This is a genomic window from Gordonia sp. GN26 (assembly GCF_054823965.1).
This window is the reverse complement of sequence record NZ_JSYC01000175.1, coordinates 20,315-39,275: the sequence shown is the minus strand read 5'-3', so window position 1 is coordinate 39,275 and position 18,961 is coordinate 20,315. Positions and strand designations below refer to the sequence as shown.

Annotated in this window: 18 protein-coding genes; 11 read left to right on the top strand and 7 right to left on the bottom strand. The window is 66.9% G+C overall.

Features of this window, described 5'->3' with window-relative positions:
- Together OK17_RS22355 and OK17_RS22350 are read left to right on the top strand one after the other, a co-directional pair.
- Nucleotides 1-1,567: AAA family ATPase (locus tag OK17_RS22355; RefSeq protein ID WP_461418800.1), on the top strand; the 1,567-nt coding region annotated here is incomplete at its 5' end.
- A 125-nt stretch (nucleotides 1,568-1,692) separates the two neighbouring features.
- Nucleotides 1,693-2,559 carry an enoyl-CoA hydratase-related protein gene (locus tag OK17_RS22350; RefSeq protein WP_154883382.1) on the top strand — a complete coding sequence of 289 codons (867 nt, stop codon included), beginning with the start codon at nucleotides 1,693-1,695 and terminating at the stop codon, nucleotides 2,557-2,559.
- 32 nt (nucleotides 2,560-2,591) lie between these two features.
- Here the strand turns inward: OK17_RS22350 and OK17_RS22345 are convergent, their stop codons facing one another.
- Nucleotides 2,592-2,942, bottom strand: coding sequence for a hypothetical protein (locus OK17_RS22345; protein WP_461418799.1), 351 nt, complete (start codon nucleotides 2,940-2,942; stop codon nucleotides 2,592-2,594).
- Between the two features lie 335 nt (nucleotides 2,943-3,277).
- On the opposite strand from OK17_RS22345, the gene OK17_RS22340 reads away from it, so the two are divergent.
- On the top strand, nucleotides 3,278-3,775 hold the full coding sequence (locus OK17_RS22340) for an HNH endonuclease (RefSeq protein WP_006865466.1): 498 nt from the start codon (nucleotides 3,278-3,280) through the stop codon (nucleotides 3,773-3,775).
- Between the two features lie 23 nt (nucleotides 3,776-3,798).
- Here OK17_RS22340 and OK17_RS22335 read toward each other — a convergent pair whose 3' ends face one another.
- Both OK17_RS22335 and OK17_RS22330 read right to left on the bottom strand, forming a co-directional pair.
- On the bottom strand, nucleotides 3,799-4,467 hold the full coding sequence (locus OK17_RS22335) for a DUF305 domain-containing protein (protein ID WP_461418798.1): 669 nt from the start codon (nucleotides 4,465-4,467) through the stop codon (nucleotides 3,799-3,801).
- A complete protein-coding gene (locus tag OK17_RS22330; protein ID WP_461418807.1) occupies nucleotides 4,464-5,942 on the bottom strand; it encodes an LVIVD repeat-containing protein in 1,479 nt (492 codons plus the stop codon). The genes OK17_RS22335 and OK17_RS22330 overlap by 4 nt, the downstream gene beginning before the upstream one ends.
- Nucleotides 5,943-6,244: 302 nt before the next feature.
- Here OK17_RS22330 and OK17_RS22325 point away from each other — a divergent pair, with 302 nt between their 5' ends.
- Nucleotides 6,245-6,571 (top strand): hypothetical protein, encoded by a 327-nt coding sequence (locus OK17_RS22325; RefSeq protein WP_461418797.1) that lies wholly within the window; start codon nucleotides 6,245-6,247, stop codon nucleotides 6,569-6,571.
- A gap of 44 nt (nucleotides 6,572-6,615) precedes the next feature.
- Here the strand turns inward: OK17_RS22325 and OK17_RS22320 are convergent, their stop codons facing one another.
- A complete protein-coding gene (locus OK17_RS22320) occupies nucleotides 6,616-7,890 on the bottom strand; it encodes an MFS transporter (protein ID WP_461418796.1) in 1,275 nt (424 codons plus the stop codon).
- 11 nt (nucleotides 7,891-7,901) lie between these two features.
- A complete protein-coding gene (locus OK17_RS22315) occupies nucleotides 7,902-8,768 on the bottom strand; it encodes an alpha/beta fold hydrolase (protein WP_461418795.1) in 867 nt (288 codons plus the stop codon).
- A gap of 62 nt (nucleotides 8,769-8,830) precedes the next feature.
- On the opposite strand from OK17_RS22315, the gene OK17_RS22310 reads away from it, so the two are divergent.
- Entirely contained in the window at nucleotides 8,831-9,523 is a 693-nt protein-coding gene (locus OK17_RS22310) for an SDR family NAD(P)-dependent oxidoreductase (protein WP_461418794.1), read from the top strand.
- A 9-nt stretch (nucleotides 9,524-9,532) separates the two neighbouring features.
- On the opposite strand, the gene OK17_RS22305 is transcribed toward OK17_RS22310, so the two are convergent.
- Nucleotides 9,533-10,933, bottom strand: coding sequence for an amidohydrolase family protein (locus tag OK17_RS22305; protein ID WP_461418793.1), 1,401 nt, complete (start codon nucleotides 10,931-10,933; stop codon nucleotides 9,533-9,535).
- Nucleotides 10,930-12,114, bottom strand: a complete 1,185-nt coding sequence (locus OK17_RS22300) for a CoA transferase (protein ID WP_461418792.1) — start codon at nucleotides 12,112-12,114, stop codon at nucleotides 10,930-10,932. Before OK17_RS22300 ends, OK17_RS22305 begins: the two co-directional genes overlap by 4 nt.
- 47 nt (nucleotides 12,115-12,161) lie before the next feature.
- On the opposite strand from OK17_RS22300, the gene OK17_RS22295 reads away from it, so the two are divergent.
- The 6 genes from OK17_RS22295 (at nucleotide 12,162) to OK17_RS22270 (ending at nucleotide 18,887) form a co-directional block, all read left to right on the top strand.
- Nucleotides 12,162-13,226, top strand: coding sequence for an enoyl-CoA hydratase/isomerase family protein (locus tag OK17_RS22295; protein ID WP_461418791.1), 1,065 nt, complete (start codon nucleotides 12,162-12,164; stop codon nucleotides 13,224-13,226).
- Nucleotides 13,227-13,401: 175 nt separating this feature from the next.
- Entirely contained in the window at nucleotides 13,402-14,052 is a 651-nt protein-coding gene (locus OK17_RS22290; RefSeq protein WP_232715939.1) for a TetR/AcrR family transcriptional regulator, read from the top strand.
- A gap of 289 nt (nucleotides 14,053-14,341) precedes the next feature.
- Nucleotides 14,342-15,811 carry an APC family permease gene (locus OK17_RS22285; protein ID WP_232715938.1) on the top strand — a complete coding sequence of 490 codons (1,470 nt, stop codon included), beginning with the start codon at nucleotides 14,342-14,344 and terminating at the stop codon, nucleotides 15,809-15,811.
- 94 nt (nucleotides 15,812-15,905) lie between these two features.
- Entirely contained in the window at nucleotides 15,906-16,370 is a 465-nt protein-coding gene (locus OK17_RS22280; protein ID WP_232715937.1) for a flavodoxin-like domain-containing protein, read from the top strand.
- Between the two features lie 80 nt (nucleotides 16,371-16,450).
- Nucleotides 16,451-17,629, top strand: coding sequence for a cytochrome P450 (locus OK17_RS22275; protein WP_461418790.1), 1,179 nt, complete (start codon nucleotides 16,451-16,453; stop codon nucleotides 17,627-17,629).
- A 19-nt stretch (nucleotides 17,630-17,648) separates the two neighbouring features.
- Nucleotides 17,649-18,887, top strand: coding sequence for an FAD-dependent oxidoreductase (locus OK17_RS22270; RefSeq protein ID WP_461418789.1), 1,239 nt, complete (start codon nucleotides 17,649-17,651; stop codon nucleotides 18,885-18,887).
- Nucleotides 18,888-18,961 lie beyond the last annotated feature (74 nt).

Sequence of the window (18,961 nt, the reverse complement as noted above, 5' to 3'; positions counted from 1 at the left end):
GTACCGCAAGTACATCGAGAAGGACGCCGCCCTCGAGCGCCGCTTCCAGCCGGTCCAGGTCGGCGAGCCGTCGGTCGAGCACACCATCGAGATCCTCAAGGGTCTGCGCGACCGCTACGAGTCGCACCACCGCGTCTCGATCACCGACGGTGCACTCGTCGCCGCCGCGACGCTGGCCGATCGCTACATCAACGACCGGTTCCTGCCGGACAAGGCGATCGACCTCATCGACGAGGCCGGTGCGCGCATGCGCATCCGCCGGATGACCGCACCGCCAGACCTGCGCGAGTTCGACGAGCGCATCGCCGACGCGCGCAAGGAGAAGGAAAGCGCCATCGACGCGCAGGACTTCGAGAAGGCCGCCAGCCTCCGCGACAAGGAGAAGCAGCTGGTCGCCGAGCGCGCCGAGCGTGAAAAGCAGTGGCGCAGTGGTGACATGGACGTCGTGGCCGAGGTCGACGACGAGCAGATCGCCGAGGTCCTGGGCAACTGGACCGGTATCCCGGTGTTCAAGCTCACCGAGGAGGAGACCACCCGTCTGCTCCGCATGGAGGAGGAGCTGCACAAGCGGATCATCGGCCAGGAAGACGCCGTCAAGGCCGTCTCCAAGGCGATCCGCCGCACCCGTGCCGGCCTGAAGGATCCGAAGCGTCCGTCGGGCTCGTTCATCTTCGCCGGCCCGTCCGGTGTCGGTAAGACCGAGCTCTCCAAGGCACTGGCGAACTTCCTGTTCGGCGAGGACGACGCACTCATCCAGATCGACATGGGCGAGTTCCACGACCGCTTCACCGCGTCGCGTCTGTTCGGTGCCCCTCCCGGCTACGTCGGCTACGAAGAGGGCGGCCAGCTCACCGAGAAGGTGCGTCGCAAGCCGTTCTCGGTGGTGCTGTTCGACGAGATCGAGAAGGCTCACTCGGAGATCTACAACACCCTGCTGCAGGTCCTCGAGGACGGCCGTCTCACCGACGGTCAGGGTCGTACGGTCGACTTCAAGAACACCGTCCTGATCTTCACCTCGAACCTCGGTACGAGCGACATCTCCAAGGCCGTGGGCATGGGCTTCTCGTCGAAGGACGACACCAAGTCCGGCTACGAGCGGATGAAGCAGAAGGTCAACGACGAGCTCAAGAAGCACTTCCGGCCCGAGTTCCTCAACCGCATCGACGACATCGTCGTCTTCCACCAGCTGACGCGTGACGAGATCATCCAGATGGTCGACCTCATGCTGACCCGTGTGGAGAGCGCGCTGAAGAACAAGGACATGGCGCTCGAGGTCACCGACCGCGCCAAGTCCCTGCTCGCCAAGCGAGGCTTCGATCCGGTGCTCGGTGCACGCCCGCTGCGTCGCACCATCCAGCGCGAGATCGAGGATCAGCTCTCGGAGAAGATCCTGTTCGGCGACGTCGCTCCCGGACAGATCGTGCTGGTCGACGTCGAGGGCTGGGACGGCGAAGGCGACGGCGAAGACGCCAAGTTCACCTTCACCGGTTCGGAGAAGCCGCACGCGGTTCCGGACGCACCGGTCGAGCTGTCCAAGGCAGGCGACGGCGGTTCGGACGCGAGCTGACCTGAGCTGATCTGACACAAGCGGATTTGAAACAAAGAGCGGCGGCGTCACCCGGCAGGGTGGCGCCGCCGTTTTGTGTTGCCTGCTCGTGGCAGGTGTGACGGTGGTGGATACCATCGATCACTGTGACCAGCGATACATCAGAGGTTGGCCGTAAGGCCACGCAGGCCGAGCCCACCATCACCGTCGAGCGGGACGGCGAGATCGCCATCTTCCGGCTGAACCGCCCCGACCGACTCAACGCCTTCACCCTGCAGATGGGTGAGGAGTTGCGGGCGGCCTTCGACGAGACCGACGCCGACGACTCGGTGCGTGCCGTGGTGCTCACCGGTACCGGGCGGGCGTTCTGCGCCGGCGCCGACCTCGAGGCAGGCGGCTCGACCTTCGACGCGTCCTCGGTGGTCGAAGGCGACGAGGTCCCGGCCGACGAAGGGGGCAAGCTGACGCTGCGCATGTTCGCCTCGCTCAAGCCGGTCATCGCCGCGATCAACGGCCCCTCGGCCGGCGTCGGCGTCACCATGACGCTGCCCGCCGACGTCCGGATCGCCTCCGAGGACGCGAAGTTCGGCTTCGTCTTCGCCGCCCGCGGCCTCGTCCCGGAAGCGGCGTCGAGCTGGTTCCTCCCGCGGCTCGTCGGCCTGCCGACGGCTCTGCAATGGACGGTCGGCGCCAAGATGGTCCAGGTCGACGAGGCGCTCGAGCGTGGACTGATCCAGCAGGTCGTGCCCAAGGACAAGGTGCTCGAGACCGCGATCGCCGTCGCCCGCGAGATGACCGCGAACAGCGCCCCCGTCTCGGCCGCCCTGACCCGTCAGCTGCTGTGGCGGATGGCCGGCGCGCCCAGCCCGCTCGACGCCCACCACGCCGACTCGAAGGCGATCTTCTACCGCGGCCAGTCCGGCGACGTCTACGAGGGCGTCATGTCGTTCCTGGAGAAGCGCCCGGCGACGTACCCGAACAAGGTGTCGGAGGATCTGCCCGACATCTTCTGAGCTCAGCCGTTCAGGTCCGGCCCCGTCAGCTGTCAGCTGACGGGGCCGGCCTGGTTTCCGATCGCGATCACGATCGGGATCATGAGCAGCTGTAGAGCACATGCCCACGCGGCTACGGGCCAGGCGCGGTCACGGCGTCGCAAACGTCGGATTCCGAGCGCCAACGATCCCGTCCAGAGCACGATCGCCGTGATGATCGCCGTCCCGTCCGCGACCTGGGTCCACCGCGGGTCACCGCAGGGCTCGTAACCGCACGGGTCCGTGACGAATGCCGTGAACGCCGCGACGACGAACGTCAACAGGGCGAGCGGGACGTGGAGTACCCAGAGCAGTACCGATGCCGCGAGATCGCCCCCGTCGAGGTTGTCGCTGGTGTCCGGCACGTCGCGACGATACCGCTCGGGTCTTCGCCGGCTGTGCGAACGCCTCGTATTGCGCACGTGAACATCCGCGAACACGCGGCATAAACGGTGGCAGGCTGCGCTGACCGCGGTTATCGTGGCGAACAGCAGGCCAGACGAGTGCTGAAAGGAGGTGGCGCAGATGTCGATCGGTACGGCGGTGTTCGTTCGCGAGTGGCGGATGACCGACCCCGGCTGCCGGTACGGGCTACCAGCCCGAACCCGGTCCGGACCAATCACATCCAGCGTCACCAGTGCCTGAGGTCGTGAACCTCGATGGTCGGCGCGCTCACTCGCCCACGCATCGAGGAGTATCCATGACCATCTTCGTCACGAATGCCGGATTACAGATCCTCGCGCGCGTCACCTGGCGTCGCGCCGCCGTCCTGCTGACCACCGAGGTCGCACGCAACGTCGAGGGCACCCCCTTGGTGCGCGTCGTCCATTCGCCGACCCTCTCGTTGCCCATCCACAAGGTGGTGGCCATCAAGCGGGACGCCTACCGCCCGTACGCAGGCAAGACGATGGATTCCTATGCTTCCAATGCGACGATCCTGCGGCGCGACCAATGGATCTGCGCCTACTGCGACGGCCCGGCCGACACCGTGGATCACATCGTCCCCGTATCTCAGGGCGGCCCGAGCACGTTCGGTAACCAGGTCGCGGCGTGCAAGTCCTGCAACGGTTTCAAGGCCAACCGAACCCCGCGGAAAGCCGGCATGGCCTTGCGGCACGCACCCTTCGTCTACGACCCGTGGGCCGTCGACCAGAAAGAGGTCTGGGAGATGTTCATGCTGCATCCCAAGACCGACTGAGAGCGTGGAAACGCGAGAACCGTTCAGGTGGGCAGGGGTTCGGCGCCGCGCTCTTTCAGGAGCATCGACATCTGGCCGATCTCGTTGCCCTGATCGCTGAGCATGCTCAGGGCGAGTTGCTTGGTCGCCGGGCCGGAACGGTCGTCGTTGTACGCCGCCTGCGCCATCTCCAGTCCGCCGCGATGGTGTCGGATCATCAACTGCAGGAACAGTTTCTCGGCCTCATCGCCGCTGAGTGTGGCGAGCCGGCCGAGTTCGTCGGTGCTCGCCATACCCGGCATGAGTGGGGCGTCAGGCATGTCCGCTGAGAGATCACCGTGTGCGTGCGAATCACCGTGGGACATCCACGACATCGGCTCATCCGAGGTCAGGGGCAGCTCGAAGAACTGCAGCCAACCGCGCATGGTCGCGCTCTCCGCAGACTGAGCGACGACGAGCTGATCGGCCAGGCCGCGGATCGTCGGGTCCACGCCGGGTGCGGCGAGAATCGTGCGGGCCATCAGGAGCGCCTGATCGTGATGGGTCGACATGTCCTGCGCGAAGCCGATGTCGGCGGCACTCATCGCCTTCACGTCGTCCCGCGAGCCGGGCGACCACACCGAACCGACGACGACGCCGATCGCCACGAGCAGGACGGCCAGCGACGCAGGCCCGGCGATCTGCAGCCACGCGGGCCGCTGCTTGGTGGTCATCCGAGGAAGGAATCCTGATCCGGCGGTGGGGTGTAGACCCGGTTGCTCAACTCGAGGGCGTAGAAGCCGCCGTCGGCACAGGTCGTCAGGATCTTGTTGCCGTGGAACTCCGGCGGGGAGAAGCACCAGTCGGTGGCCATGTCACCCCCGACGACCATGCCCATGCGCGGACCGATCATCTCGTTCAGCTTGGCTTTCCCGTTCGCGAGAGACATTCCGAGGCTGAGGAATTCGATGCCCGGTGCGCCGATGATCGACCCGAGCACATGCGGCGAGTTGGGTCGGGTCATCGCGGTGGCGCCCTTCTGCGCCGGCGGGTTGTAGTAGGCGATCTCCTTGATGGCGGAGAAGTCCCGGATGTCGAACACGCGGATGCCGGACGACTCCCATGCGCACGCCAGCGCCGTCGGATCGTTCGGGCGGTCGACCGCGCAATAGTGCGGGTTGCTGCCGAACAACGAACCGCCCATGGACGAACGGAACTGGGTGTCGAGGTGTTCGGGCAGGTTGATCTCGAGTTTGAGCTGTGCGGCGTAACGCGGTTTGTTCACCCGTGCGACGTCGAAGATCTTCACGCCGCCCGAGCCGCCCTCGTCGGCCGTGATGATGTGGGGTGTGCCCCGATAGGTGATCGGGATCGAGTGCTGGTTGAGCTGGCCGTCCGGCCACAGGTATGCGGCCACGTGCGGGACCTGCGGATACGGCGCACGACGCTGCACTGCGCTGATGTCGAGGACGGTGACGCCCGCCATGTTCGACAGGTACATGCGGTTGCCGTCGGGGGTGATGCCGAAACCGTGGCCGAGGAAGCTGTGCAGTCCCTGCCAGATCACCCGCGGGTTCCGCGGGTCGGCGACGTCGATCGCGCTCAGATGGCCGGGCGCGACGCCTGACGCCCAGTAGGTTCGGCCGTCCGGTGACCAGCCGCCCTCGTGCGACGTGAACGGAATGGGGTAGGCGATGCCACCACCACTGGCGTTGAGCAGCTTGGGGCGGGTGCAATCCGAGATGTCGTAGACCGCGAAATAGCCTGCACCCCAGAGGAGTGGCACCCCGGTCGCGGCGAGGAGCTTGCGTTTCTTGTTGACCTTCAGGGTCTCCCACGTGCCGCCGCGCATCGCGGTGTCGGTCAGCGACCCGACGACCTTCGGCTTCCGGGGATTCGAGGCATCGATGACCTGGACGCCCGGCTGGGGCAGGAAGTTGTTGCCGGGGAACAGGCTTCCGGTGTAGCTGCAGTGCTCGAAGGATGCCGACACGATGCCGCCGCCCGCGCCGGTGACGTTGCCGAGCCTGGTCAGGTTGCAGTTGTAACCCTGTTTGCTTCGGCCCGACTGTCGGTCCTCGGCGCTGACGTCGCCCTGTAGCCCCGGTTCCGGCTTGGAGCCCGGACCGCACTCGGCCTTGGGAACAGAAGTGTCGGAGATGTCGGGGAACCAGTGGTTCGCGGCGCTCGCCGGTGCGGACACCAGCATCGTCGACGCGAGGAGTGCCCCCGCGGCCAGACAGGTGATCGCGTGCAATCGCCGTCGTGCGGTGGACACAGTGACTCGATCTGGCGTCATCGCCCCTCCGATCGTGACGTGAGCCACGCTAGCGGCCGGGCTGAGACGCCGGGGCTGATTTGTCGAAAGTTGCACGTGGGACGCGCGCGATCGGACGGGTCGGCCGTCCGAACGACTCCAGGACCGCCGGGAACATTCCCGGCCCGCACCCCCTCCAAGTATTCGAACGCAGCAGACAGTCCGCACCGGCGGGCACCATCGAGAGGAACCCCATGAGCACCCAGATCCCCGCTGACGCAGTCCTGGTCGACACCGACGGCGACGGCCTCGTCGACGCCGCCCTCGCCGACATCGACGGGGACGGCACCACCGACGCCGTCCTGGACACCGACGGTGACGGCTCGGTCGATTCGATCGCCTACGACACCAACTCAGACGGCGCGATCGACCTGATCGAGGCAGACTCCGATGGCGACGGTTACACCGACATCGCGGTCGCCGACACCGACTGCGACGGCACGTTTGACACCGCCGTCGACGACGAAGGCAACGTCTCGATCGGCGACTTCGGCAGCATCGACGGGGGCGATGCGGTCTGAGGACCCCTCACTCTGAACCCCGCCTCGCACTGCAGCCGGTCAGCTCAGCCGGCCGGCCGCAGGCGTTTCGCGGCGACGTAGGCCAGCACCGCCGCGGCCAGACATGCGGCGGCACCGACGCCCAGACCCACGCGTGGATTGGTGGCCTCGATGACCGCGCCGATCAGCGGACCGCCGATCGGCGTCGACCCCATGAACGCCACCGACCACAGGGCCATGACCCGACCCCGCATCTGGGGTTCGGAGTTGAGTTGCAGGGTGGCGTTGCCGGTCGACATGAACGTCACGCTGAGCCAACCGACGAGGAACAGCGCGCAGATGGCGGTGATCAGATTCGGGGCGAGAGCTGCTGCCGCGATGGTGACGCCGAAGCCGAATGCGGCCAGCGTGAGGGGTCGCAGTCCGATGGTGCCGCGCGCGGCGACGACGAGCCCGCCGACCACCGCGCCGACTCCCATGGCCGAGGTCATGAAACCGAGCGCCTGGGGGCCGCCGTCGAAGACGAAATCGGCGGCGGCTGTGAGGGTGACCGGGAAGTTGTACGCCAAGGTGCCGACCAACGCCATGGTGGCGAGGGGGATCCACAGCGACGGGACGCCGCGAACGTAGCGGATGCCCTCACGCAGTTGCCCTTTGGCGCGGGGGACCGGGGTCTCCCGGGTGATCTTCGCGCTGTCGAGCGCGATCAGCGAGGCGACCACCGCGACGAAGCTGACCGCGTTGATCGCGAAACACCAGCCGGCTCCGACGAGGGTGAGGATGACGCCGGCGACGGCCGGGCCGACCGCGCGGGCGGCGTTGACCATCACCGAATTCAGGGTGACGGCATTGCGGATCAGCGATTTCCCGACGATCTGGTGGATGAACGCCTGCCGCGCGGGCTGCTCGAAGGCGTGTCCGAGACCGAGTAGCACCGCGAGGACAGCCACATGCCACACCGCCACCACCCCGGCGAGAGTGAGCGCGGCGAGGACAGCGGCCAGCAGGCCCATCATCGCCTGCAGGATCGTCAGCAGCCGCCGACGGTCGACGCGGTCGGCGATGACTCCGGCGTAGGGGCCGATGAGGAGCACGGGCAGCGCCTGCAGCGCGACGATCAGGCCGAGGATCGATGCCGACCCGCTCAGGGTCAGGACCAGCCAGGCCTGCGCGGTGGCCTGCATCCACGAGCCGGTCATCGACACGGTCATCCCCGCGAAGAAGAGCCGGTAGTTGGCGATGTGCAGCGAGGCGAAGACGCTGTCGCGCGAGTCAGCGGAGTCTGATGAGTCCGCGCCGACGTCGACGCCGCTGATCTCGGAGGCGCGGTCGTCGGTCATCGACGTCCATGTTAGGCCCGCAAAACGTCGTCGATGACATCCATCAGTTCGAGGGGCTGCTCGAGCGGGATGTGATGACCGGCGCCGGCGAGTTCGACGACGCGCGCTGGTTCGTCGAGATCTGCGGTGACCGTATTGATCATCGCCGGGGTCACGACCCCGTGTTCGCCGTAGACCACGCTGAGACGGCAATCGTTCGGCGGGCGTGATGGCAGATCGGTCAGCTCGTCGGCGAAGCCGCGATCGAACTTCCACCGCCAGCCGTCGTCGTCGCGGACGACGGACTGCCGCGCGACGTACTCCCGGGCGAAATCGAGGCTCGCGTGGTCGGGCACGAGACGGAACCGTTCGAGGGCTGCCTCGAGTGACGGGTAGTGCTTGCTACCTCGAGGAATACCCTCCTCGGGCTGATTGCGCTGGATCTCGTCGAGCATCGCGGCGTCGAGGATGCGGGAGTCGACGAGCACGAGCTGCTCGGCGAGGTCGGGGTGGACGATCGACGTCCGGATGCCGACGAGCCCGCCGAGGCTGTGCCCCACCAGGACTGCCTCGGTGGTCGCCTCGGCAGCCGCTGCGACCGCGGTGACCTCGTCGGCCCAGGTGCCCAGACGGTAGGTGTCCCGCCAATCGCTGTCGCCGTGTCCGGACAGGTCGAGGGCGACGACGCGTCTGTCCTGCGCGTACCGCGGGGCAATGTGATCCCACCAGCCGGAATGGGCCGCGCCACCGTGGACGAGGATCAGGCCGGGGGCGCCGGGTTCGCCCCAGCAGCGATAGGCGATCCGTGCGCCGTGGACGGTGATCGACGAGTGTTCGGGTTCCGAGGCGACTGCTGTGCGAAACCACTCCGGAGCGTCGGCGGTGACGTTCGTACTCATCGGCCCAGCCTTTCACGCATAGGGTGAGACGAAACGGGCAATCGGACAGGACGGATCAGACGATGGTGCAGACGGTGATCGTGTCGGGCGGTACGGGCGGCTTGGGTTCCGCGGTCACGAGGAAACTGCTCGACGACGGTTGGCGCGTGGTGGTGCCGTGGGTCGTCGAGGCCGAACTGTCGCGGCTACCCGAATCCGATCGCCTGGTCACTCTGCAGGCAGACCTGTTCGACGAGTCGTCGGTGGCCGAGGTCGTCGCCGCTGCGGCCGGCGAATCATCGGCGCCGGTGAAGGCAGTGGTCAATCTGGTCGGTGGGTTCGCGATGGGGGAGCGGGTGGACGCGACTCCGATCGACGAGTTCGAGCGGCTCCTCCGCCTCAACCTGCGACCGCTGTATCTGCTGTCCGCGGCAGCGATCCCGAAGCTGATCGAGGCCGGTGGCGGATCGATCGTCGGGGTGTCGGCGAAGGCCGCGTTCGCGCCGTTCTCCGGTGCCGCCGGGTACATCACGTCCAAGGCGGCGGTGTGGGCGTTCATCAGCGCCCTCGCGGCCGAGTACAAGGACGACGCCATCCGGGCCAACGCGATTCTGCCGTCGGTCATCGACACCCCGGGAAACCGTGAGAGTCAGCCGGATTCCTCGCGCAAGGGCTGGGCGTCGCCGGAGACGATCGCCGAGACCGTCGCCTTCCTGGTGTCCGACGCCTCTGCCGCGGTGACCGGCGCGCAGGTCCCGGTGCCGGGCGTCGGCTGACGATTCCGTCTATCCCTCGCGGCGGTAGACGATATGTCCGCGGATGAGGGTGTGGCGCACGGCTTCCGCGCCGATCCGTAGTGCATCCTCGATTGGGGCATCGAGCAGGACGAGGTCGGCTGGATTGCCGGTGCGGATCGTTCGTGGCGATGCGCCCGGATCGTTCAGCGGTGCCAGATAGCGATCCAATGCTGTTCGGCGGCTGACCCTTTCGTTGCCGCCGACTACGCGGCCGTCGGTTGCGAGACGGGTTGCGGCGGCGGCGATCACCATCCACGGGTCGACGGGGCCATACGGGGCGTCGCTCGACATCGCCAGCGGTGCACCCCGTTCGAGGAGGGTTGCACACCGGTAGAGATCGGCGACGTCGCCGGCGTCGAGACGGTCGAGGTAGTCATCGCCACGCGCGGTGACGAAGCCGGGTTGGGTGACGACGGGGATCCTCCTGCCGGCCAGCTCCGTAACGGTGTCCGCGGCGATGATCGCGCCGTGTTCGATCCGATCGTCCCGATGCCGGCCGACCTCGTCGAAGGCGGCGAGCACGAGGAGCAGTGCTTCCCGGGTGACGCAGTGTGCGGCGACGCCGCGCCCCCACGAGTGTGCGGTCCGGATCTGCTCGCACAACGTGGGGAAGTCGGGGAGATCGGAGTCGGCGAGCACGATCTTGAAGGGACCGACGGTCACTGCCGACGGGAGGTCGGGTGTCGCGTCGAGCGGGACGCCCAGGAGGTGAAGTCGTTGTGGCACCGACCCGTTCGCGTGCGCTTCGACGAGTGCTCCGAGGGACGCGGCCGGAAGGTCCGGCGTCGCATCGGTGACCCCGGTGATGCCGAGGCGGGCCAGTTCGGACCCGACGCTCGACAGCTCCGGTGGCCGGGAGTGCCCCATCCGCTCACGGAGCCAGTCGTCGGCGCGCCAGACGCGCCCGGTCGGTGCTCCGGAAGGGTCTCGTTCCACCCCGGGATGATCGGCGGTCCGCAGTCCGACGGCTTCGGCAGCTGCGGTGTTGAGGAACCACACGGCCCCGCTGCGATGCTGGATGCGTACCGGCCTGCGCGCATGGAGTCGGTCGAGCATGGCGCGATCCAGTAGTCCGGCCACCGTTTCCACATAACCCACGCCGCGGACCCACCCGGAGATGTCGGAAGCGCGGGCCAGAGCGGCGGCCAGATCGTCGGCGTTCGTCACCTCAGGTGGACCGCACTGCACCGACCTGGAGGCCGCCGCCAGTGCGTGGAGGTGGATGTGATGGTCGTGGAGACCCGGGATGAGTGCACCACCGTCGCCGTCGATGACATCGGACCCGGTGCTCTCGAGATCGACACCGACAGCGGTGACCATGCCGCCGTCGACGGCGACGTCGCGGATACCCTCGGGGAGGGACACCCTGCGGAAAACGATGCCGCTCATCGGGTTTCCCCACCACTACTGCGCGCGCGGGGTGCATCGAGTGGCACGGTGCCGGTGGCGGTGTCGACGACCCATTGATCACCGTCGCGACGCGCTAGCGGCGGAGGTGGTCCGTCGAGCGTCGCGGCAACCGTCGCACGCATCGAGAGATCCCAAAGCTTCCCGGGACCGGGATCGCACATGGCGAGGGCGGCCGCGGTGAGACCGGCCAGGGGGTCGGCGATCGCGTCGCCCACGAACATCGGACCTGCGTCGTCGGAGGTGACCAGCCCGGCCGATGCGGCGATGTCGTCGCCGAAGCCGATCCGGTCGGAGTCGCGTCCGGCAGCGGTGATGGACAACCAGGTGGTGCCGTCGGTGACGAAATCCTCAGCGTACAAACCGAACCCACGTAACGCTCGGGGTCGGGATGCCTCGATCACGATGTCGGCGTCGGCGACGAGCCGTTGCAGCATGGCTCGCTCGGCCGGTAGTGCGGGGTCGAGGACAACCGATTCGTGCCCGTCATGGAGCAACCGGTAGAAGTCGGCATTCCCTCGTCGTGCCCCGTCTGGACGTTGCGGCGTCTCGACTTTCACCACCCGCGCCCCGGCCAGGCCCAGCAACTGTGCGCACAACGGACCGGCCCACAGTGCGCTGAAATCGACGACGAGCAACCCCTCCACCGAACGGGGCACACCGCTCGGCTGCACTGCGTCACGTGCGGCCGCGGCGATCTCCGCGCCGCGAGCGACACCCCCGCCGGCGACGCCCAGGAGCGCGGCGCGTTCGTCGAACTCCGCTCTCGTGTGCCGGGCCAACCAGTCGGTGACCTGTGGCCAGAGATCGTCTTCGACGACCTCATGTTCGATCAGCGCACCCAGCAGCAGCGGGTCGTCGGGGCGTGCGCAACTCACCGTCACCCAGCCGTCGGAGGCCGGGAGGAGGCGCCCCGATCCGCCCGGCGTGAGGTCGCCGTGACGGGTGTGTCCGGTCATCGCCGCCCGCTCGGCGAGCAGTGGAGCGCCGTCGATGTCGACCGTGCCGTTGCTCGCCACCCGAATCCAGTCGCCGAGTTCACGGGCGACGGTCGCGGCCCGACCCGGCGGGATGAGTGGCGGGCCGTCGGATCTGCCGGTGAGATGCGGGATGCCGCTGGCGGCCCAGTCGCGCACCGGATCACGGGACGCAGGGTTGGACACGCGCGAAATGCTACCGTCCGCACGGAAAGCTCAGGAGGTTCACCGCCATGCAGACCCGTCGTATCTCGATCGCAGACCTGGCCGCCGCCCCGGTCATCGGAGGCGGGGACCTGCTCGGGGATGGCGCCGCCATCGCGTCGCCGGTCGTGCTGGTGGATCTCGACACGGCAACCGACGTGCCGGCCGAGGACCTGGCCCGAGCCGCCGACCGTGCCGCGGCGACGGATGTCATCCTGCTGGGGAGATCGACGCGCCCGGTCGATGACGCGCAGCACCCGCTGCTGGAAGCCCTCGACCTCACCTATGCCCCGGCCGGAGCGAAGCATCGTGCGGTGGTCGCCACCGACGACGTCGAGGCGGCGATCTCGGCATTCACCGACTCCGTCTCACGTTGCCCGCAGGCGGCCCTCGTCGCCGCGCAGGTCGTCCGCGCGACCGAACCGCTCGGCCCCGTTGTGGCCATCGACGTCGAATCCCTGGGTTACTCAACACTTCAAGGCGGCGACGAGTTCGGTCGGTGGCTGAAGGAGCGTCGGGCGAAAGGACGACCGCTTCCCCCGCACGCCGTCGACCCGGTACTGCTCGACCGGCAGGGCGACACCCTGCGGATCACCCTCAACCGTCCCGAACGCCGTAACGCCTACGGCACCGCCCTCCGCGACGCGCTCGTCGAGGCATTGCGCCTCGCCGTGCTCGACGACTCGATCGATTACGTCATCGTCGACGGGGCAGGCAGTTCGTTCTGCGCCGGTGGGGATCTCGACGAGTTCGGGCACATGCCCGATGCGTCGACCGCCCACCTGATCCGCACCCGCGGGGGAGCGGGGCGACTCGTGTCCGTACTGGCCGACCGCGTCGAGGTTCGCCTGCACGGTCACTGTGTTGGCGCGGGCATCGAGATCCCGGCCTTCGCGGGCCGCGTCGTCGCTGCCCCGGACACCCGGATACGCCTGCCCGAGGTGTCGATGGGTCTCATCCCCGGAGCCGGCGGCACCGTCAGCGTCCCCCGGCGCATCGGCCGTTGGCGCGCCCTGCACCTGTTCGTCACCGGCGCCGAGATCGACGCCGCGCGGGCCCTTGAGTGGGGGTTGGTCGACGCGATCGGTTCCTGAGGGCACGGTCGGGGATGACGTTGCTTCGGACTGTTCCGCGGAACACTCTTGCTGCCGTGACCCTTCGATTACAGGACTGTCATGCGAGTTAACCGTCTCGTCACACAGCGATGGCTAGGGTTCGAACACGACTACGGTCGCGTCTGAACCCAGAACGGAAGATGGGAGGAGGTCCATGACAGGTTCTGAACGGACATGGGACGCCATTCCTCCGACCCGGCTACCCGGGGGTCTCCGTAAGAGGCCGTTGCAGGAGCGGTCCAAGGCAGCGATCCGAAACGTCCTCGACGTCGCCGCGGGACTCGTTCTCGAGCACGGGGCCGACGTTCTCGTGGGCTCGCCGACGCTTCTGTTGGAGAAGTCGGGAATCAGCCGCGGATCCTTCTACGCCTTCTTCGAGACGCCCGAGAGTGTGCTCGACGAACTAGCGCTCCAGTGCATGCTCGACTCACGAGAGGAACAGGCCAAGCTGTTCGCCGATCCGGGTTTCGCCACCTGGACGGAGTTCGTCGACGCCCTCGTCGATCAGTATTGCGGATGGTTCCGCGTACCTCTGGTTCGTGCGCTTTGGGTCGGGCAACGTTTCACCGCGAACACCCGGTTGCGCGACCGCATCTGGATCGAGGAGATGGCGGCGATGCTCCACTCCGAACTGACCCGCTACGACAACCACTTCGAAAACCTCACTCTCACGCAGTGCGAGGTCGCAGTCGAGGTCCTGGAGCGACTGTCGCAGGTCGCTTTTCGTGACGACCCCGACGGTTCAGAGGCGGTCATCGACGAGATGCGGATTCTCGTCACCAGCTATCTGGCTGCGCACCAGTAGATTTCATACTTCGCCCGCGTGTCGTACGGGTTCTTGAGAATCGCTGTACCCAAGTATCTTTCGGGGATCGGGCATGTCCGGAGGGCGAAAACTTGCTCCTCGGAAAGCTGTTACGCCTCCGTCACTGCGATTTACGTACTGGTCACAAACGGAAACGCATACTCAAGTCGCGACTCGGGTCGCGTTTGACTCAGGGCCGATCCCGCCGACGACGTCGCGACCGGCCGCCTCGGGAAAGCGCACCCGACGACGCACCAGACCGACTCACACAAGACCAAGGACCATCGACATGACCATCGAACAGATCAAGGTGCCGCCGGGCTCCGCCGTCGCGGCACCCAGCACACCGCACCAGCGCCTCCGCGGCGACATGGGCGTCGGCGAACTCGTGATGAGCGTGCTCGCGTTCTCGGCGCCACTGACCACGGTCGCCGGCTTCATCCCGGTCCTGCTGCTCTTCAGCGGTTCCAGCGCCCCGGCGATCTACCTCTCGGTGACCGCGCTGCTGCTCGTCTTCTCGGTCGGCTTCGTCGCCATGAGCCGGACCGTGCCCAACCCGGGCGGGTTCTACGCGTTCATCACCGCGGGGCTCGGCCGGTCGGCAGGCCTGGGCGGGGCATGGCTTGCGACCGCCGGGTACATGGCCATCGGCTTCTTCGCCCCGGCGATGTTCGCGATCACCGTCAAGGGCTTCCTCGAGCCCCTCGGCTTCCCGGAAGTGCCCTGGTACGTGTACGGCTTGGGCATCATCGCGCTCACCACGGCGCTCGCATACCGGCGGATCGACCTGTCGGCGAAGGTCCTGACAGTGGTGATGGTCCTCGAGGTCATCGCGGTCGTCGTCTTCGACGTCGCGGCCTTCGTCAACGGCGGCCCTGCCGACGGCGGCGGAGCGGGCGTCACCCTTCCGGCGCTCTCCGACAACGCCTTGGGTCTCGCAATCCTGTTCGTGTTGGGCAACTTCCTCGGCTTCGAGGCGACTGTCATCTACCGCGAAGAGGCCAAAGACCCCGAGAAGACCATTCCTCGGGCGATGTTCATCGCGGTGGCCGGCATCGGGATCTTCTATGCCGTAGCCGCTTGGGCCTTCCTCGCCTTCTTCGGCGCTGACAAGGCGCAGGGCGCCGCGGAAGCGGACACCGCGGGGTTGTTCACCTCCGCGATGGTCACCCTCACCGGCCGCGTGGTCTCCGACGTCATCACGGTCCTCCTCATCTCGTCCATCCTCGCCGCGATGCTCTCGATCCAGAACGCTTCGGCGCGCTACCTGTTCTCACTCGGCACCGACGGTGTCCTGCCTGCCCCCCTCGGACAGGTCCATCCCCGGCATCGCTCGCCGTTCGTCGCCGCCTCCGTCGTCGGCGCCGTGTGGACCGTCCTCCTCGTCGTCTTCGCTGCTGTCGGGACCAGCCCGGACAGTCTCTACGCCAAGGCTGCCGGCGCCGGGAACCTGGCGATCATCCTCGTGATGTTCGCGGCGAGTGTGGCTGTGGTGGCCTACTTCTGGAAGAAGCGTTCGCAGACCCGACTGTCGAAATGGAAGACGGTCGTGGCCCCAGTTGTCGCGTCGATCGGCCTGGGCGGAGTTGCTCTGCTCGCGGTCACCAACTATTCGGACCTCCTGGGTGACACCGGCGCGGTGACCACCTTCTTCCTCGCGGTGACCTTCGGGGTTCCGATCGCCGGTTTCGTCTACGCGCGAGTGCTGCGCGCACGCAAGCCCGACGTCTACCAGCGGATCGGGCGCCAGGAGTTCTGATCCGACGCCTCTCATAACAAGCCTGTCGCCGGGTCGAACAGCGTTGGCCCGGCGGCAGGCAGGAACCGCCGAACCTCTACCGAAGGACAATGACATGAACGTGACGATTTTGTATGGGACCGAATCCGGAAACGCCGAGATGGTGGCCGATGACGTCGCAGTAGTGCTGGGAGACAACGGATTCGACGCGACCGTGACGGCGATGGACGAGTTCGACGTCATGGGACTGGGGGAGTCGAACGCCTCGAGGGTTCTGCTCATCACCTCGACATACGGCGAAGGTGGCCTGCCGGCGACCGCTGAACCGATGCACGCGGAGCTGTCCGAGGCCCGTCCCGATCTGACCGGGCTGGAGTTCTTCGCTTTCGGTCTCGGCGACAGCACCTACGAGACTTACAACAACGCTGTGGATGTCCTCTCATCGATGTTCGCCGGCCTCGGAGCCCGGCAGATCGGAGAGACCGGGCGGCACGACGCGGCGTCCGGGGAGGATCCCTCTGAAATCGCTGCCGAGTGGGTACGACGGGTTCTCGTCGAATCCGTCTCCGCCGCAGTCTGAGCCGACCCTCTTCACACCAGTTACGCAGAGAACTGCCCGACAAACGCGACTCCAGTCGCGTCAAGCATGAAGGAGCCCCGATGACCGTGACGACTGAGTCGCACGTGACGTCCCTGCCGTGGAGCGACCAGGAGTTCCGCGACAACCCCTACCCCTGGTACGCGGGATTGCGCAGCGAGAGCCCGGTGTGTCAGCTCGCCGACGGTACGCACCTCGTGCTCCGCCACGCCGATATCGTGAAGTGGGCAAAGGACCCGTGCATGAGTGTCGCCGATCCCGACATGGGTGCCTGGGAAGCCTTCGCACACACGATGTTGTTCAAGGACCCGCCGGAACACGCCGCGCTTCGTCGCCGCACCAACAAGTGGTTCACACCCAAACTCATCAAGCAGTGGGCGCAGCACACCGCGGACGTCGTCAACGAGACGCTCGACCGCGCCGCGCCCGGAGACGTCATCGAAGCCCACCTCGAGCTGGCGGTCCGGCCGACCCACGTCACGATGTGCCGTGTGCTCGGTTTCCCCGAGCACGACGTAAAGCCGGTTCCCGAGGCGATGATCACCGCAATGGATGCGCTTGTCGCCGAACCGCATCCCGATTCGGACGCGGTGGCTGCCCGCGCATTCGCCTACCTCGAAGGACGGGTGGCCGAGATGGTCGCGGAGAAGCGACGCAACCCTGGGAACGGATTGGCGGACGAGCTGCTCGCCGCCCAGGACCGCGGCGAGCTCACCGAACGACAGGTACTGCAGACCCTGATGCTGTTCTTCGGATCGGGCGGTCACAACCCCGGTTTCACCGGGGCCGAGGGCCTGCGGTTCTTCGCCGAGCGGCCGGACATCTTCGACACCTACCGCAACCAGCCCGAAGAGCGATCGATGATCATCGAGGAGCTCATCCGTCTGCACCCGGCCGAGATGTCCTTCCAGCGGATCACGACGGCGGACATCGTGATCGGAGGAGTGGCGATCCCGGCCGGGAGCACGGTCCGCTTCATGATCGGTTCCGCCAACCGCGATCCCGAGGTCTTCGAGCGTCCCGATGAGTTCGATCACACGCGTCCGCTCTCGACGAAGCACATCTCGTTCAGCCTCGGACCGCACGCCTGCGCTGGGCAAATGCTCTCGCGTGTCGAGCTCGAGACTATGTTCACCACCATCGCCGAGCGGTATGAGCGCATCGAGCTCGTCGGCGAACCGGTCACCTACAACACCGACCGCGGACGCAATTACCGCGAACTGCCGATCCGCCTCCACTGAACATCCGCGAGGACACACGATGACGAATCTTTCTCCAGGACAATCAGCGGGACCCGGGCATGTGGCCATCGTCGGCGCCGGACCGTCGGGTTGTTACACCGCCATCGCACTGCGGCGCCTGATACCCGACGTCGAGATCACAGTGTTCGACCGGCGGGTCACACCGTTCGGTCTGATCCGCTATGGCGTAGCGGCCGATCACCAGGGCATGAAAAATGTTGCCAGACAGTTCGAACGACTGTTCACCTCACCGGGAGTGGCTTTCGTCGGCAATACGACCATCGGCGACGACCTCTCACTCGAGGATCTCGACTCAGCGTTCGACGCGGTCGTGATCGCCACCGGTCTGCCTTACGACCGCCGGATGGAAGTGCCTCTGCATCCGGAAGCGCGTGTCCTCGGCGCCGGCGAACTGCTGCGCTTCCTCAACGCAGACCCTGACTGTGTCCTCCGTGGTTCCACCGTCGAATCATTCGGCGCCCTGGGTGAATCCGTGGTCGTCGTCGGTGCGGGCAATGTCGCGATGGACGTCGCGCGTCTCGTGTGCAAGACCGACGACGAGCTCGTCGGTAGCGACATCGACGACGAGGCGAGGGCTGTCCTGGGTACGGAGAATGTCCGTCACATCGACATCGTCGCACGCGGGCCGCGTGACCGGGTCCGGTGGGATTCCGCGATGTTCCGCGAACTGTGCGACCTGCCCGGGGTGCAGGTGCGTGTCGACGGTGAGGGTGTGCACGAAGCGGCCGATGAAGGTTCGGGCGACGCACAAGTGGTGGTGGACATCCACTTCGGGGTCGAGACCCGTGCGGTGAACCATCGCGACGGCCGGACGATCGTCGCCGGTACGCGCTCAGGCCAGCCGGTCGGCGAGGTCGAGTTCGCTGCTGACACGGTGATCACGGCGATCGGATTCGTGCCCGAGGGCGGTGACGTCGACGTTGCGATGGCCGGCACGTCCGTGTTCCGGGTGGGAGGCGCGCAGAGTGGGGTGCTGGGCAACCTCGCCGAGAACAGGGGTGTTGCGAAGAAGGCGGCCGCGGAGATCGCGGCAGCGCTCTCGGCTGGGCTCGGAGGAAAGCCGGGACCGGCAGGCGTCGACCACATGCTGCCCGACGGGGTCACCGACTATGCCGATTGGTGTGCGATCGACCATGCCGAGGTAGGCCGGGCGCTACCGGGACGATGCCGTACCAAGTTCACCTCGCGGGAGGCGATGCTCGATGTGATTCGGGTCGACGCACCGTCACTTATGTAACTCAGTTCGTTCATTTCCCCCATTCGGCGGGCGGTCTCTGCTTACGATCACTGCTGAGCTGCGGCCGACGCCGC